This is a genomic window from Pedobacter arcticus A12 (assembly GCF_000302595.1).
Classification (GTDB): Bacteria; Bacteroidota; Bacteroidia; order Sphingobacteriales; family Sphingobacteriaceae; genus Pseudopedobacter; species Pseudopedobacter arcticus.
The window spans coordinates 1,037,730-1,052,774 of record NZ_JH947125.1; the positions used below are offsets into that span (position 1 = coordinate 1,037,730).

Consider the following 15,045-nt stretch of genomic DNA (forward strand, 5'->3'; position numbering starts at 1 on the left):
ACAAAACAATAAGATGAGATTCATTGTTTCTACGTCAACATTACTAAAACATTTACAAGCGGTAAGCGGAGCATTAAGCAATAGCGCAGTTTTGCCTATACTTGAAAATTTTTTATTCGAAATTAAGGATAGCACCTTAGTCATTTCTGCTACAGATTTGCAAACAAGCATGACCACTTCATTAGCCGTAGAGTCTAAAGAAGGCGGTAAAGTAGCTGTTCCATCAAAAATATTATTAGATACTTTAAAAACTTTGCCAGAACAGCCCGTTGCTTTTTCTGTAGACGATACAACTTTCGCTATAGAGATTAGTGCTGGCGACGGTAAATATCGTTTAAGCGGCGAAAACGGAGAAGATTTTCCTAAAATCCCAACCGTAGAAAACGCATCATCAGTTAATTTGCCAGCAGCTGTTTTAGCAGAAGCCATCAGCAAAACTATTTTTGCGGTAAGTAATGACGAGTTACGTCCAGCAATGACAGGTGTTTTTTGTCAATTGTCTCCGCAAAACGTAACCTTTGTGGCTACTGATGCTCATAAATTGGTGCGTTATAGAAGAAACGATGCAAAGGCAGAAGAAGCTACATCATTCATTTTGCCTCGTAAAGCTTTAAATCTTTTAAAATCTTCTTTACCATCGGAAGAAGTGAATGTTTCTATTGAATACAATTCAACGAGCGCTTTCTTTAAATTTGCAAACATCAACTTAATTTGTCGTTTGATTGATGAGCGTTACCCAGATTACGAAGCGGTAATTCCTCAAAACAACCCCAACAAATTAACCTTAGAAAGAGCTTTGTTTTTGAATTGCTTGAAAAGGGTAGTTATTTTTGCAAATAAAACTACACATCAGGTAAGGTTGAAAATTAGTGGCGCAGAACTGCACATATCTTCAGAAGATATCGATTTTGCAAATGAAGCTCACGAACGTATCAGCTGTCAGTTTGATGGTGATGATATGGAGATCGGTTTCAATGCCAAATTTTTGATTGAAATGTTGAACAACCTGTCGGGCGAAGAAATTACCATTGAAATGAGTACGCCGAACAGAGCTGGAATTTTGTTCCCAAGTATTAAAGACGAGAACGAAGACATTTTAATGTTGGTGATGCCAGTAATGTTGAACAATCACGCTTAAGCGTAATAATATTTTAAAAATAAATGGCTTGGTATAATAAACTGGGCCATTTTCGTTTTATTTGGTGACGATATAAAAATCATGTTTAAATCGATACAAAGTGTCTCTTTTGTTTTGCTGAGTTTTTTTGCCTTGGCTTTTTTGCTTAATGGCTGCGAGCCAGTAGGCGAAGAACTGCAGGTTGGAGAAGCAAATCTCCGAATTATAAATGCTGCGCCAGAGGCTAATGAATATAGTTTTTTCATCAACGATTCTTTAAAAACCGGTCAGCCGTTGAAGTTTGGAGAAGGAAGTGCCTATTTAAAAGTTTCTGCCGGTACAAATGGCGTGTACACTAAGTTGAACGATGCAATAATTCCAAATACTAAAATCAGTCTGTTTTTGCAGCAAGAGACAAATTACACTTTGTTTTTAGCCGGTTTAGCCTCAAAAGATTCATTAATATACCTTTCCACTTTAGATAACAATAAAATTTTGTCTGATACGATGGCTACAGTAAGGTTTATCAACGTAGCTCCAGATGCTAAAGCTCTGAATTTGGTGTTTCAGGAAAACTTGGTGGATAGTGTTAACGTAATTAGCGGCGTAAATTACAGGTCATCCTCGGTGTATATAAAAATCAAACCTTCCAATTATTTTCTACGCATCAAAAAAACAGGAGGAGCGGAGGCTTTAGCAAATTTAGACAACTATAAATTAGAAGCCGGTAAGATATATACATTTTGGGCAAAAGGCTTAATCAGTGGTAGTGGTGCTTATGCCTTAGCACTAAAAGTTCTGCAAGATAATTAGCTCAAAAAGAAATCATTTAAAGCCATCAAAACCAGTAAAATATCCGAAGCTAATTGTTAGCTTTGCGCAAAAAGAAATTCCCTTGGAAATACTATCACATATTATCGATTTCGTTATTCATATTGACGTTCACTTAAGTGAAATTATAAGAGATTATAGGGTTTGGACTTACCTTATTCTGTTTCTGATTATTTTTGCAGAAACAGGTTTAGTAGTTGTGCCGTTTTTGCCTGGCGATTCCTTATTGATTGCGGCAGGCGCTTTGGTTTCTGTTGGAGATACGGGCATTAATATTTACCTGTTGGCAGTACTGTTAATTATAGCGGCCATTGTGGGCAATACAGTAAATTACGAAATTGGACGATATTTTGGAGCAAGGGTTTTTAAGCCCGGGAACAAAGTTCTGAAATTAGAGTATTATGACCAGACCAAAGATTTCTTTTTGAAACATGGTGCTAAAGCCATTATTATTGGTCGCTTTTTACCGATTTTAAGAACCGTAGTTCCGTTTGTTGCCGGTATTGGTAAATTGGCTCGTGGTCGTTTTAACTACCTTAACGTAGTAGGCGGTATCATCTGGATTGTATTGTTCCTTTTTGCTGGATACTTTTTAGGTAGGTTTGACTTCTTTAAGAATAACTTCTCGTTAATTGTTCTGATTGTGATTATCGTTACTATTTTGCCTGCGGTTTACGCGGCAGTAGCAAGCAGATTTCCGAAGAAAAAAGCAGTTTAACAAAGGCTTTTTTTGATATCTAGCTAGCCCAATTTTATTGGGCTAGTTTTTTTTGAAGTCATTTATTTTAGGAGGAGGAATGCTGCCTTAGCTCAAATAAACACCATCTTCTTTAGTGCCTTCATCAAGCACAACAGATACATGCTCTTTTAAAACGGTAGAGAGTTCTAAACCTACAAAATCCGTTGCTACCGGAAAATTTTTATGGCTTCTGTCAATTAGTACTACCGAACGTAATTTTTTAAGTGGGATGTTTAAAAACACGCCTAATCCGTAAGCCAATGTTCTGCCGCTACTCAAAACATCATCAACTAAAATAATCACTTTATTTTCACATTCTTTGATCGGAACATCAATTGATGATTCTAGCTTGGAACTGTCCTTGTTGAGTTTCAATTTAACAATGGTGATTTTTAGCTTAGATATTTTAGACAGCACTTCCTCAAGTCTAATTGCCAAACGATATCCTCGGGCAACCACACCAGCCAAAACAATTTCCTCTTCATCAAAATTATCTTCTAAAATTTGATAAGCAATTCTGTTTATTTTCTGTTGTATTTGATGTTTGTCTAAAATCAAAAGTCTTTTCGAGCTCATACTACTTGTTTATGTTGCTAAAATAAATAATTAAAATGGGATTGAGAGTCGAGGTAGCGTTTTGATAAATGAAAACTGAAAGGTTATCCAAATTGAAATGAAATGTTGGAAAGCTAGATTTAGGAAGATCAATTTGAATTTGAGAATGTGCTATACGTAAATCTTTAACCACAGAGTTCACAGAGGACACGGAGCTTTTGTGAAGGAAGAAAAAAGTAGAGACTGATTATCCCTCCAACTCTGTGATCTCCGCGTCCTCCGTGGTAAAAAAAAACACACACCTTGCTCTGTAATCTTAGTGAAAAAACTCTGTGAACTCCGTGGTCAAAAGCAAAAAAGCCTCGATTATTTTTTAATCGAGGCTTTTGATGTCACAATCTCTCCAGAATTTAAAACTCAGCGTTTTTAGGGAATCTTGGGAAAGGAATCACGTCTCTAATATTTGTCATGCCGGTAACAAAAAGCACCAATCTTTCAAAGCCTAAACCAAAACCAGCATGTGGAGCAGTTCCGAATCTACGGGTATCCAAATACCAGTAAAGTTCGTCTTGCGGAATATTCATTTCTTCCATGCGGGTAGTCAATTTATCCAAACGCTCTTCACGTTGCGAACCACCAACCATTTCACCAATACCTGGGAATAAAATATCCATTGCCCTAACAGTTTTTCTGCCTTGCTCATCAGGCTCGTTCATACGCATATAAAACGATTTGATATCCGCAGGGTAATCAGTTAAAATTACTGGCTTTTTGAAATGCTTTTCTACCAAATAGCGCTCATGTTCCGATTGTAAGTCAGCTCCCCATTCGTCAATCAAATATTTGAATTGCTTTTTCTGATTTGGCTTAGATCTTTTTAAAATCTCAATCGCTTCGGTGTAAGTTAAACGCTCGAAACTGTTTTCTAAACAGAAGTTTAACTTAGTCATTAAATCAAACTCACTTCTTTCGGCTTGAGGCTTGTTTTTTTCTTCTTCTGATAAACGGGTTGATAAGAAAGTTAATTCATCTTTACAATGATCAATTGCATACTTAATTACATATTTCAATAAATCTTCTGCCAAATTCATGTTGTCTTCCAAATCGGCGAAAGCAACTTCTGGCTCAATCATCCAAAATTCTGCAAGGTGACGCGTAGTATTTGAATTTTCTGCTCTAAAAGTAGGACCGAAGGTATAAATTTCACCTAAAGCCATTGCTCCCAATTCGCCTTCTAGCTGACCAGAAACGGTTAAGTTTGCAGATCTTCCGAAGAAATCTTCTTTAAAATCTACTGTTCCGTCTTCGTTTTTTGGTGTGTTTTCAAATGGGAGCGTAGTCACTCTAAACATCTCTCCAGCACCTTCCGCATCAGAAGCGGTGATGATTGGGGTGTGTAAATAAACAAAGCCTTTATCGTTAAAAAACTGATGAACCGCAAAAGACAAAGCATTACGCACTTTGAAAATAGCATTAAAAGTATTGGTACGGAAACGTAAATGAGCAATTTCTCTTAAAAACTCTAAGCTGTGTTTTTTAGGTTGTAACGGGAATTTCTCTGCATCACTTTCTCCCAAAATCTCTACAGAGCTAGCTTTAATCTCACAACTCTGACCTTTTCCTAAAGATTCTACCAATTTTCCAGTTACACTAATCGCCGCTCCGGTATTTATTTTCTTTAAAATTTCATCGGGAGTATTTGCAAAATCAACAACTATTTGTAGGTTACCCATGCAAGATCCATCGTTAAGCGCAATAAACTGGTTGTTTCTAAAGGTTTTTACCCAACCCATTACGGTGGTTTCTCTATCAAAATCAGTTGAAGAAAGTATGTTTTTTATTTTTTCTCTTTTAATCATATCAGCAAGCTATTTCTTGTGGGTGCTAAAATACGATAATTTAGAATAAAGAGCGCTTTTTCATTAGAGCAAAGAGCGCTACGCTTTAAGAATAAAGAGCCAAGATGAATTGCGTAATTTTAGAATAAAGACCGCTACGCTATAAGAAGTAAGTAGCAAGAATTAAGACACAAGACGACTTGCATGGTTTGAGAACAAGATTAAGAATCAAGAGATCACTTGCATTCTTGGAGAAACAACAACCAAGTTGCAAGAATTAAGACATGATGACCAACCAATTAAAATATTGATCATGATGCTGTTGGCAGGGAGAAACTACTTACTAAATACAATCTCAAAACCAGAAGCATTATCTTGTTTCTTACCTCTCACCTCTTGCTTCTCAATCTTACCTATCCACTTCCCCCAAAACAATATCCAATGACCCAATAATCGCAACTAAATCAGCGATCATTACGTTTTTAGAGATTTCTGGTAAGACGGATAGATTACAAAAACTTGGTCCGCGGGATTTAATACGGAAAGGTTTGTCAGAACGTCCATCAGCGATAAAGTAAAAACCAACTTCACCTTTTGGGTTTTCTGCTCTGCTATAAAAATCCTGCGCTTTCGGAACAATCTTTTTAGGGCAAAGTGCTCTTGGATCAAACTCTTTGGTGCGTTTATGTTCTTTGGTGAGTTTTTCTACACATTGCTCAATAATCTTTAAAGATTCTTCAATCTCTACTATACGTACTTTGTACCGATTCCAACAATCGCCAATACTACCAACTTCAGCTTTTGCGTAGGCAACTTCGAAATCTAACTCGGGGTAAACCGAATATTCATCAACCCGACGTAAATCATATTTTAAACCAGAACCACGCAACATCGGGCCGGAGCAACCATAATTAATGGCAACATCCAAAGGCAAAATACCCACGTTAACGGTACGGGAAATAAATATCTGATTATCTGTCAAAAGCTCATTCAGTTCCTGCATTTTTGGTTTAAAATAATCTATAAACTCTTTGCATCTATCTTCAAAACCTACCGGAACATCGTAAAATAAGCCACCAACCCAAATGTAATTGTAAAGCATCCTCGCTCCAGAAGCCCACTCCAACATATTCATGATATGCTCACGATCTCTAAAACACCATAAAAAAGGAGTGAATGCGCCAATATCAATTCCGTAAGTACCAATAGCAATCAGGTGAGATGCGATACGGTTCAGCTCACAAACCAAAACCCGGATATATTCTACCCGTTTGGGGATATCGTTTTCAATTCCAAGCATCTTTTCAACGCCCATTACAAAAGCATGGTTGTTGTTCATGGATGCCAGGTAATCCATCCGGTCAGTGTAAGGGATAATCTGAGCGTAATTTAAAGCTTCGCCATGTTTCTCGAAACAGCGGTGCAAATAGCCGATATGCGGAATTACTTCTTTAACAATTTCGCCATCAGTAATCAGCTCCAAACGTAAAACACCGTGTGTGCTAGGGTGTTGCGGGCCGAGGTTTAAAACCATTTCTTCCGCAGCGACGGCTTTGATTTTATTTTGGTAGGCAATTAAGCCATCCTGATATTTATGTGATAAGGTGTTTTGCAAAGCCTATAAATCAATTTTAATATTGTGGTATTGTTCTGCGGTTTTGTAGTCTTTTCTTAATGGAAAGCCGTCCCAGTCGTCGGGTAAAAGGATTCTCCGTAAATCGGGATGATTTTCAAAGTAAATGCCTAGCATATCAAAAGCTTCACGCTCATGCCATTCGGCTGCTTTATAAACGGCGCTTATACTTTTAAAAGAAGGTAGGTTTTCTTCATCGCGATTGTTTTCTGTAGCAATTTTTAAAACCAACGTGTGATTTTTAATGATGGAAGCCAAATGGTAAACTATACCAAATTTCTGCTGTTCCACACCATAATCCACACCACTTAAGCATGACAGAAAATCAAACCAAGTTTGTGGATGATCTCTTAAAAACAAACAAACGTCCGCAATTAAATCTGCTTTGATGATTAAGGCAGGTTGTTTTTGATTGGGCTCTTCGGCGATAATGACTTCTTCGCCAAACTTTTCAATCAATAATTGTTTTACAGTATCAAAAATCATGGCGCTAAACGTTCAAATTTCCAGCTTTGTGATTTATCCTGAACGTATAAAATGCGATCATGTAAACGGTTTGAGCGGCCTTGCCAAAACTCAATTCTGTTAGGTATTACTCGGTATCCGCCCCAATATTCTGGCTTTTCAATTTCTTTTTCTTCATATTTTTTTGTCAGGTTTTCTAGCTTTTCTTCCAAAAACTTCCTATCGGCGATGATTTCGCTTTGTGGCGAGCTTAATGCACCCAGCTGACTCCCTCTTGGTCGAGATTTGAAATACTCGGTAGACTCATCTTCACTAACCCGCTCTACTACGCCTTCAATCCTTACTTGTCTTTCTAAATCAGCCCAAAAAAACACCAAGGCTGCGTACGGACTTTCTGCAATTTCTCTGCCTTTTTTACTGTTGTAATTGGTGTAAAAAACAAAGCCTTCTTCTGTAAATTCTTTCAGCAAAACAATTCGAGCAGAGGGAATTCCGTTAGACGAAGTTGCCAAAGTCATGGCATTTGGTTCTACAACTTTGGCGTTAAGCGCTTCTTGAAACCATTTTTCGAACTGTTGATAGGGATTTTGATCTACATCTTCTTCGTTTAGCGATGCTGAACGGTAATCCTGACGTAGATTTTGAATGGCTGACTTTTCGATGCTCATAGTATGCAAACTTAATCATTGTAAAAATGGTTTTAAAGTAAAGCTTGAATTAATGACGAGGATTAGATTTTAAACCTTTATATTTGGATAAAAAGCAAAAAACAAATGCAGGGTTTAGTTATTGCCATCATTATTATTGGTTTTCTTTATAACGTTTATAACAATTTTAAAAAGGAGGCGGAAAAGGCAGCAGTGAGAGCAAAAGAAGCCGAAGAACTTCAGAAAGCTACTCAGCGAGTTCCGGCTGTGGAAAATAAAAGGGCTACCAGTTATCGCGAAGTGGTGGAGCAACCAGCTTTTCAAACTACTTACAACAAACCGCTAACACCAGAATATGCGCCAGTTGAATCTTTTGGCGATCATAAGCAGGATTATTTTAAGGAGCGGGCTAGAGCAAAGCAATATACAGATGCGAAAGTATCAAAAAAGACACCTGTTTTGGATTACTACAATCCCGAAGTTGCATCTGAAGAAGTGTTAGCAAATAGAAGAATACATGAGCAACATAAGCATGGAATTCAGTCTAAGCAAAAGGAGAAGCATTTAGCTGCTGATTTCAATTTTAGACAAGCCTTAATTTACGATGCCATTTTAAGAAGACCCGAATATTAATAGCCAAGCCCGTTGGTTTTTATTCGGATTCGTTGTTTGTTTAAGAAAATATAATTTCTATATTTGCACCTCATTTTAAATCACATAAATTAATAAATAATGTACGCAATAGTAAATATAGCAGGGCAGCAATTCAAAGTTGCAAAAGACCAGCATCTTTTTGTACACAGACTACAAGGAGAAGAAGGCGCTAGTATTGAATTTGACAATGTTTTATTGGTAGCTAATGACGGTAAATTTACAGTAGGTACGCCTGCAGTAAAAGGAGCGAAGGTTTCTGCTAAAATCGTGTCTCATTTAAAAGGCGATAAAGTAATTGTTTTCCACAAGAAAAGAAGAAAAGGTTACAAGAAGAAAAACGGTCACCGTCAATCTTTTACCAAAATCCAGATCGATAGTATCTCAATTTAATTTTAAACATTTGATAGCTTTTTAAAAAAGCTAAATAGATATAAAAAACTATGGCACACAAAAAAGGAGCCGGTAGCTCGAACAACGGTAGAGAATCACATAGCAAGCGTTTAGGTATCAAGATTTACGGTGGACAAGCTGCAATTGCAGGAAATATCATCGTTCGTCAACGTGGTACTAAGCACCATCCAGACAAAAACGTTGGAATGGGTAAAGATCATACTTTACATGCATTGGTTGATGGTAAAGTATTATTCAGAAAGAAAGCAGATAACAAATCTTACGTATCTATAGTTCCTTTTGATTTTTCTGCACCAGTTGTTTTGGAAGACAAACCAGCAAAAAAAGCAGTAGCTGCTAAACCAGCAGTTAAAAAAGCACCAGTGAAAAAAGAAACTGCTAAGAAAGAAGTTGTAGCGAAAGCAGACGCAGCAGAAGAGAAAAAAGCACCAGCAAAGAAAGCAGTAGCTAAAAAAGCTGACGATGCAGCTGAGTAATTTTTAAGCTCTATAAATATTGAAGCCTTGATTGTGAAATCAAGGCTTTTTTATTTTTTGGGGATGTGGCAGCGTTGGGGCCGGGCGTAAGGTGATGAAAGTTATACAGTAGTAGCGCTTAAAGGATGTGTAATTTTTATCTTTATGTTTTGATTTTTATTCTTCCTTTTCTATACAAGTCCAAGGCTTTCTGTAAAATGTGCTCAATTGCTTTTATAGGTAAATCTTTATTTGGATCAACCCTAAAAATCTTCATCCGGGTACGGTTGCCTTCTTCCAATTGAGGGTGGTCAAGATGTTTTCCTTCTACCATAAGAATATAAGGTTCTTTCGTTTTTTTATCGGTCCACAAATAGCAAAACATCTTTTTTTGATAGCAAAAACAAGGCGCTCCCCATTTCTGCGTTTCCGTAATGTCTTTGTCTTGGTTAAGAATAATGCTTCGCAACGCTAATAAGCAATCCTTATTTGGCTCATCTTTGTTCAGATAATAGTTATAAAGCTGTTCCAACACCCGTTTCCTATTTTACGGCAATTAAAAAATCAATCTCTGCATTTACCAGGTGCTGAGCTTTTTCTCCAAAAACTTCAAAGTCCGCCGTGAATAACCGGTCTAAATTCATTTCCCAAATTTCCGCCCATTTATTTGCAATCAATCCTTGCATCAAGTTTCCTTTGGCGGATAGTTTGACATAGTTTCCGCCGTCAAACGATTTACCAATCATTCCCTGGGGGATATCATTAAGGTTTTCTACTTTACAACCCAATATTGTAGTGTAAGGCTTGGTGTGGTCACTTTCATAGTCTGTGTATATCGAATATACCGTAGCGTCAATTTTGTTTGGAATTGCATTCAAAACTTTTTCATTCATAAACTTTCCCCATAGCTCTGCTATTTCTTTGGTAGCCTGTCCGTTTTCGTTGGTGGTTCTTATTGAAATGCCGATTACTTTAAAAGGTTCAATTTTTACTTTGTCCATTTTGTTCTGTTTATTTGTTAACCCAAAGCTAAAATCAGCTTAGGACAACAGTATGTCAGGGGTTTGGAAAATATTTTTCACGACAAATTTCAAAGTATTTTTCCAAGGTAATTTTGTGGGGATTGAAACTCTCATTGAGTATGCTCAGCTGTTTGATCCTATCAAGCCTAAATGCCCGATATCCCTTTCGCAGGCGACAAAACGCAATAAGCAACCAGTTTTCTTGTGTGCTATACAAAGCAAAAGGTTCAACCACTCTGTTGGTGTCTTCTTGCGTTTCGTTGGTGTATTTTATTTCTGCCAGGCAGAAGTTGGTGAGCGCAAATTGTAAATCAGCTAAATAATTACTTGTTTTTTCATTATTGCTGTTTTGTCTGAACTGAAGCCGTTCGGAAAGTAAGTTGACCCTGTCTTTTACACTGTATTTTAAAACGGCTTTGATTTTGTCGATAGCCTCTTTGTAATCTTTAATAAATGAAGTGTCTTTATTGTTGAGCACTAACTGCTCTGCAGTAATCAAAGCGTTGGCTTGTGCTTCGGTAAACATTACAGGCGGAACTCTGTATCCTTCCATTAAGGTATAGCCCTTTCCCTCTTCGGTTATAACTGGAACTCCCGCCTGCTCCAAAGTTCTAATGTCTCTGTAAATCGTCCTCACACTAACCGAAAATCTGTCCGCAAGTTCCGTAGCTGTCAAAAGTCGTTTCGTTTGCAGTTGTGTGAGTATTGCAGTCAGTCTCGAAATCCTTTTTGTGTCATTATCGTTCATTTTATCATTTCTGCTCAGATGGCTAATGTTTTATAAGTGGCTGGAACATCTTTTTAACCGCCTATTTGATTTTTCTTGTTGCTGATATTGAAAACAACATTGGAATTTTATTGTCCAAATGTTCTATTCTGAATTTTTTCGGTTCAAATTCTATGGTTTTGTTAAAGCAATTGTAAGGCGAATAATCAAATTCGTCAAATGAATTAATTTCCAAGCCGTTACTGATTAAGCTGTTTACCACTTCGCCTAATCCGTGGTTCCATATCACATAGGTTTGCGTGATATCCGCGTTTTTATTCGCATAAGTCCCGTTTTCTGTTTCTATAATTGCTCCCGAATTAAAATATCTGTGAGCAATTTTTTCAAAGTTGTCGTCAAACATCCATACAAGAGGATGAAATTCAACAAATACAAACTGTCCGTTTGGCTTTAAAAAATGGGAAATAATTTTTGCCCACTTGGTCAAGTCGGGCAACCAGCCCATTGTTCCATAACTTGTAAAAACGATATCAAATTTTTCGTCTAAATGACTGGGTAAATCATAAATGTCGCAGCAAATAAACTTTGCATCGGAATTGATGTCTTTTGCAATTTGTTTTGCACTTTCAATAGCCTTGTCTGATAAATCCACGCCGGTAACATCTGCGCCAAGCCTGCTCAAGGAAATAGAGTCTTGTCCAAAATGACATTGCAAATGCAAAATAGTTTTCCCTTTTAGGTCGCCAAGCAGGTTTAATTCAATTTCATTTAAAGAAGTTTTTCCTTTCAGAAATCCGTCAAGGCCGTAAAATTCCGATTTTAGGTGCGCATCAGTTCTGTTGTTCCATGACGCTCGGTTTATCTCAATGTAATTTGATTCTGAGTTCATTTTTTATATGTTCGGTTTTTTAAAAATACCACGTAACGTTTGGTAGACTGGCGAGATTGCGAAATGAATGGAAGCGCTGTCGGCCTATCACCAATTCAAAAAAGTGCAATCCTTCGCGATTTCTTTTATATACTGTTAGCGGTTGGGGCTTCGATTGTTAGATTTACATTCATTCCTTTTGTTATTCAAAATTGTCGAAATAGCTAAAGTCTTTTGTGATAAAACCGTTTTCAATGGTTAATATAGTGCAAATGGGTAACTCAAATTTTGAATTGTCAGCTGCCGTTCCGCTTGATACAAACTCTACAATAATATGATTTTCACCTGAAGGATACGTTTGAATAACTTGGTCCTTAAGGTCGGGGAAGATTTTATTCAATTCCGAATATTTATCAATAGTTTGTTGTCTGGTTTGCTTAACAATACCTTCCCCTAAAGATGGGTCTTTAAATTCAGCTATTTCTGAATACATATTTGCCATTTTTGTCCATTCGTGGTTATTGAAATGTTCAAAATATTGTTTTACTAATTTTTCATTTTCTGATGTTGACATGGTTTTTTCTTTAGGGTTTGTACAAGCGATGAGTAAAAAAGTTGCAAGAATAAAGGTTAATAATTTTTTCATAATTTTTAGTTTTATTTTTAGGGGGATGGCTTTTAGCCTGATTGATAACAGTGTGAATATTTGATATAGGTGAAAATTTCGGTACAAATGATCGTTAGGAGAGCCAAAACCTGACTATCGAAAATTTGCTTTTATCAGCAGTGGTTTCTTCTCATTTCTTTAGTTTTCAAATGGTCTATTTTTGTTGTTTCTTGTTGCCACATTAAGTTCAACATAGCTAAGTGTGCAAATGATTGCGATTTCAATTAAAAAATATGCGGTTCCGATAATGGTCAATAAAGAAGCGTGTTTAATTAGTAAGCCGATGATCGATACGCAGTAAACTAAGTTTGCAAAAGCAATAAGTCTGATAAAAACTATTAAACTTCCTTTCAAAAATAGAAAATAACAAGCAGAATAAATACAGAAACAAACGGCAACGATACACAGATATGTCAATTCCGTTTTGGGCATCCCAAAATATGCGCTATATTTTTGCATGATCACAAATAGGAGAGATGCTGTAATAAAAGATCCTATACTGTCAATAAGCAAAAGTGTTCTTTGTTTTTTAGTGAAATGTTTAATCAGTTTTTCCATTGTTTTGTTAAGCAAGGAACTTGCTTTAATTGGCTTGATCTGTTATGATTGCGAAAATTTAAAATGGAGCCAGTCGAGTTTACTGCTTTACTAATTTTGGCGCAAGTATGTGTAGCCCTTGCTGGCGCCTTGGTTAATATGCCCTTGTTGTAAGTAACAAAAGGCACAAGAAGCCTTTTCCCGCTTTGCCCCTTCTTCATTCTTGCGTCAAACGGGAATGTTATTGTAATACATCATTTCTATTAATCCTTTTTCTTCTTAAAAATCATCTAAAGCACAAGTCACCGCCTTCTCTTTTTCCAACGCTCATAAGACTTGCGCTAGATGGGGATTCCGTAAGTAGGCAAGAACTCGCAATAAATTACATATGGTGTTTTATAAGTCAGTATTTATTTCATTTAAAATTCTTCCTTTTTTACTAAATAGATATTTTCCTTTGATTAATTTGTATAATGGTATGGCATAACCTAAAGTTATAAATGCCCTTTCTTGGTCTGCTTTTATTGTTCCTAATTCAACTCCGAAGCCCAATTGAAAATCTAATACTCCAAAAGTCAAAACAGGTGCAAATACATTTTGCTCATTGCCTGCAGAAAACAAAAAACCGCCGTGAATTGAAAATGAGTTAGCGAAATCGCTATTTTCTAAATCTCCTTTTTCATCTCTGAAATCCGTCATCGTTCCCCAACTTTTTCCAAAACCTGCTCCGATTGAATTGAACATTTGAATATCTCCGAACTTATTGTTATCATCATTCTTGGTAAAATTAAATCTTGCAATCGGTATTGAGAAGTTCGTATTCCAAATTGTTGCTTTATATTTTATAGTTTTATTTTTAAAGGCTAATTTTGATTTTTCATTTAAACTGAATTCAGCTATTTTAGTGTTAACTTGTTTTTCAATAAGTTCTAGCTTTTCCATTTGTTCCGGAATTGTCTCTAAATTATTTATGGAATTAATTTTTCGCAATTCGGAATTTGAATCAAATAAACTTGCCTTAATTTTTAATAGCTCAATTTCTAAAACTTTAAGATTTTCTTTTTTTGATTTAATTAGAGTGGAATTATCTCCATCTGAATTTTCCAATTCTGTTATGAACTTTGATAAAAAATCAAAACTTTCTTTTTTCTCAACTAGTGATTTTTCTTGTTTACGAATTTCTGAAGTTAAGGATTCCATTGTTACATCTTGAGCAAATGAAACTGTAAGATTTAACAGAAGGAAAATTGATAAAATTGGTTTAACAGCTTTCATATTATATGAGTTTTGGTTGGTTTCTCAAGTGTGTAGCAACGAATGACGGGTTTTTGCAGGAATGGCATTAATTGCAGAACCATTTCAGCTCGCACCAAATTAGATAAGTAACGAATGATTTGACGTAAAACACCATTAACCATTTTGAGCAAATTTGTTGCTAGTGGACGTTGCAGTTGCTTTTATTTCAATATTTAATGTTCTATAAGTTTATTACGGTCAGTAATTTATGAAAATTTTTCCGTCAATTTGCAATGTTTTTTTCCTTAAGTGCAAAATAAAATCGTCGCTTTTCCTGATTAGTTTTTGGAGTTCAGGTCGGTGGGTTGAAATATTTGTTTTATTAAGTTATTTCTGGTCGGTCAAAAATTCAATCGAGCGATTTGGTAGGCAAAACAAACCATAAATGTCAAAACCTAAAATTCCAGTTCGGTCGGCCATAAAACATGATTGAGCGAGAAGTTCCGTTAAATATTTTTAAAAAATTCTGTTCTGTTCTGTCGGCAATTGTTTTTATTAACTGCTATATGCTATTCAGTAGCCCCAACGTAAAAGGAAAAACCTGATACGATTAGGGGTAGATGCCGACCACGCCTATGCATGG

Annotated in this window: 18 protein-coding genes; 6 read left to right on the forward strand and 12 right to left on the reverse strand. The window is 36.3% G+C overall.

Going from position 1 to position 15,045, the window contains the following annotated elements; translation table 11 throughout:
- Window positions 1-13 precede the first annotated feature (13 nt).
- The 3 genes from dnaN (at window position 14) to B176_RS0105920 (ending at window position 2,666) form a co-directional block, all read left to right on the forward strand.
- The gene (dnaN, locus tag B176_RS0105910; protein WP_017257862.1) at window positions 14-1,138 is read left to right on the forward strand and encodes a DNA polymerase III subunit beta; all 1,125 of its coding nucleotides are present in this window, start codon (window positions 14-16) and stop codon (window positions 1,136-1,138) included.
- Window positions 1,139-1,219: 81 nt separating this feature from the next.
- Window positions 1,220-1,930 carry a DUF4397 domain-containing protein gene (locus B176_RS0105915; protein WP_017257863.1) on the forward strand — a complete coding sequence of 237 codons (711 nt, stop codon included), beginning with the start codon at window positions 1,220-1,222 and terminating at the stop codon, window positions 1,928-1,930.
- Window positions 1,931-2,012: 82 nt separating this feature from the next.
- Window positions 2,013-2,666 (forward strand): DedA family protein, encoded by a 654-nt coding sequence (locus tag B176_RS0105920; RefSeq protein WP_017257864.1) that lies wholly within the window; start codon window positions 2,013-2,015, stop codon window positions 2,664-2,666.
- An 87-nt stretch (window positions 2,667-2,753) separates the two neighbouring features.
- Here the strand turns inward: B176_RS0105920 and B176_RS0105925 are convergent, their stop codons facing one another.
- The 5 genes from B176_RS0105925 to pdxH form a co-directional block, all read right to left on the reverse strand.
- The gene (locus B176_RS0105925; protein WP_017257865.1) at window positions 2,754-3,263 is read right to left on the reverse strand and encodes a phosphoribosyltransferase family protein; all 510 of its coding nucleotides are present in this window, start codon (window positions 3,261-3,263) and stop codon (window positions 2,754-2,756) included.
- 389 nt (window positions 3,264-3,652) lie between these two features.
- A complete protein-coding gene (gene asnS, locus B176_RS0105930) occupies window positions 3,653-5,101 on the reverse strand; it encodes an asparagine--tRNA ligase (RefSeq protein WP_017257866.1) in 1,449 nt (482 codons plus the stop codon).
- Between the two features lie 388 nt (window positions 5,102-5,489).
- Window positions 5,490-6,614 carry an NADH-quinone oxidoreductase subunit D gene (locus B176_RS0105935; RefSeq protein WP_202803338.1) on the reverse strand — a complete coding sequence of 375 codons (1,125 nt, stop codon included), beginning with the start codon at window positions 6,612-6,614 and terminating at the stop codon, window positions 5,490-5,492.
- A gap of 84 nt (window positions 6,615-6,698) precedes the next feature.
- Window positions 6,699-7,199, reverse strand: coding sequence for an NADH-quinone oxidoreductase subunit C (locus B176_RS0105940; protein ID WP_017257868.1), 501 nt, complete (start codon window positions 7,197-7,199; stop codon window positions 6,699-6,701).
- Window positions 7,196-7,846: a pyridoxamine 5'-phosphate oxidase gene (gene pdxH / locus B176_RS0105945; protein ID WP_017257869.1), complete on the reverse strand. Its 651-nt coding sequence runs from the start codon at window positions 7,844-7,846 to the stop codon at window positions 7,196-7,198. The genes B176_RS0105940 and pdxH overlap by 4 nt, the downstream gene beginning before the upstream one ends.
- Window positions 7,847-7,951: 105 nt before the next feature.
- On the opposite strand from pdxH, the gene B176_RS0105950 reads away from it, so the two are divergent.
- The 3 genes from B176_RS0105950 (at window position 7,952) to rpmA (ending at window position 9,366) form a co-directional block, all read left to right on the forward strand.
- The gene (locus tag B176_RS0105950) at window positions 7,952-8,458 is read left to right on the forward strand and encodes a hypothetical protein (RefSeq protein WP_017257870.1); all 507 of its coding nucleotides are present in this window, start codon (window positions 7,952-7,954) and stop codon (window positions 8,456-8,458) included.
- Between the two features lie 99 nt (window positions 8,459-8,557).
- On the forward strand, window positions 8,558-8,869 hold the full coding sequence (rplU, locus tag B176_RS0105955; RefSeq protein ID WP_017257871.1) for a 50S ribosomal protein L21: 312 nt from the start codon (window positions 8,558-8,560) through the stop codon (window positions 8,867-8,869).
- Window positions 8,870-8,919: 50 nt separating this feature from the next.
- Window positions 8,920-9,366, forward strand: a complete 447-nt coding sequence (gene rpmA, locus B176_RS20585) for a 50S ribosomal protein L27 (protein ID WP_017257872.1) — start codon at window positions 8,920-8,922, stop codon at window positions 9,364-9,366.
- A gap of 142 nt (window positions 9,367-9,508) precedes the next feature.
- Here rpmA and B176_RS0105965 read toward each other — a convergent pair whose 3' ends face one another.
- The 7 genes from B176_RS0105965 to B176_RS0106005 form a co-directional block, all read right to left on the reverse strand.
- Window positions 9,509-9,880: a DUF1801 domain-containing protein gene (locus tag B176_RS0105965; RefSeq protein ID WP_237739804.1), complete on the reverse strand. Its 372-nt coding sequence runs from the start codon at window positions 9,878-9,880 to the stop codon at window positions 9,509-9,511.
- 7 nt (window positions 9,881-9,887) lie between these two features.
- On the reverse strand, window positions 9,888-10,346 hold the full coding sequence (locus B176_RS21165; RefSeq protein WP_017257874.1) for a GyrI-like domain-containing protein: 459 nt from the start codon (window positions 10,344-10,346) through the stop codon (window positions 9,888-9,890).
- A gap of 55 nt (window positions 10,347-10,401) precedes the next feature.
- Window positions 10,402-11,115: a helix-turn-helix transcriptional regulator gene (locus B176_RS21170; protein ID WP_017257875.1), complete on the reverse strand. Its 714-nt coding sequence runs from the start codon at window positions 11,113-11,115 to the stop codon at window positions 10,402-10,404.
- A 61-nt stretch (window positions 11,116-11,176) separates the two neighbouring features.
- Window positions 11,177-11,983, reverse strand: coding sequence for a class I SAM-dependent methyltransferase (locus tag B176_RS0105980; protein WP_017257876.1), 807 nt, complete (start codon window positions 11,981-11,983; stop codon window positions 11,177-11,179).
- Window positions 11,984-12,164: 181 nt separating this feature from the next.
- A complete protein-coding gene (locus tag B176_RS0105985; protein WP_040539848.1) occupies window positions 12,165-12,608 on the reverse strand; it encodes a nuclear transport factor 2 family protein in 444 nt (147 codons plus the stop codon).
- Between the two features lie 159 nt (window positions 12,609-12,767).
- Window positions 12,768-13,187: a hypothetical protein gene (locus B176_RS0105995; RefSeq protein ID WP_017257879.1), complete on the reverse strand. Its 420-nt coding sequence runs from the start codon at window positions 13,185-13,187 to the stop codon at window positions 12,768-12,770.
- A 375-nt stretch (window positions 13,188-13,562) separates the two neighbouring features.
- Window positions 13,563-14,441 (reverse strand): hypothetical protein, encoded by an 879-nt coding sequence (locus B176_RS0106005; RefSeq protein ID WP_017257881.1) that lies wholly within the window; start codon window positions 14,439-14,441, stop codon window positions 13,563-13,565.
- Window positions 14,442-15,045 lie beyond the last annotated feature (604 nt).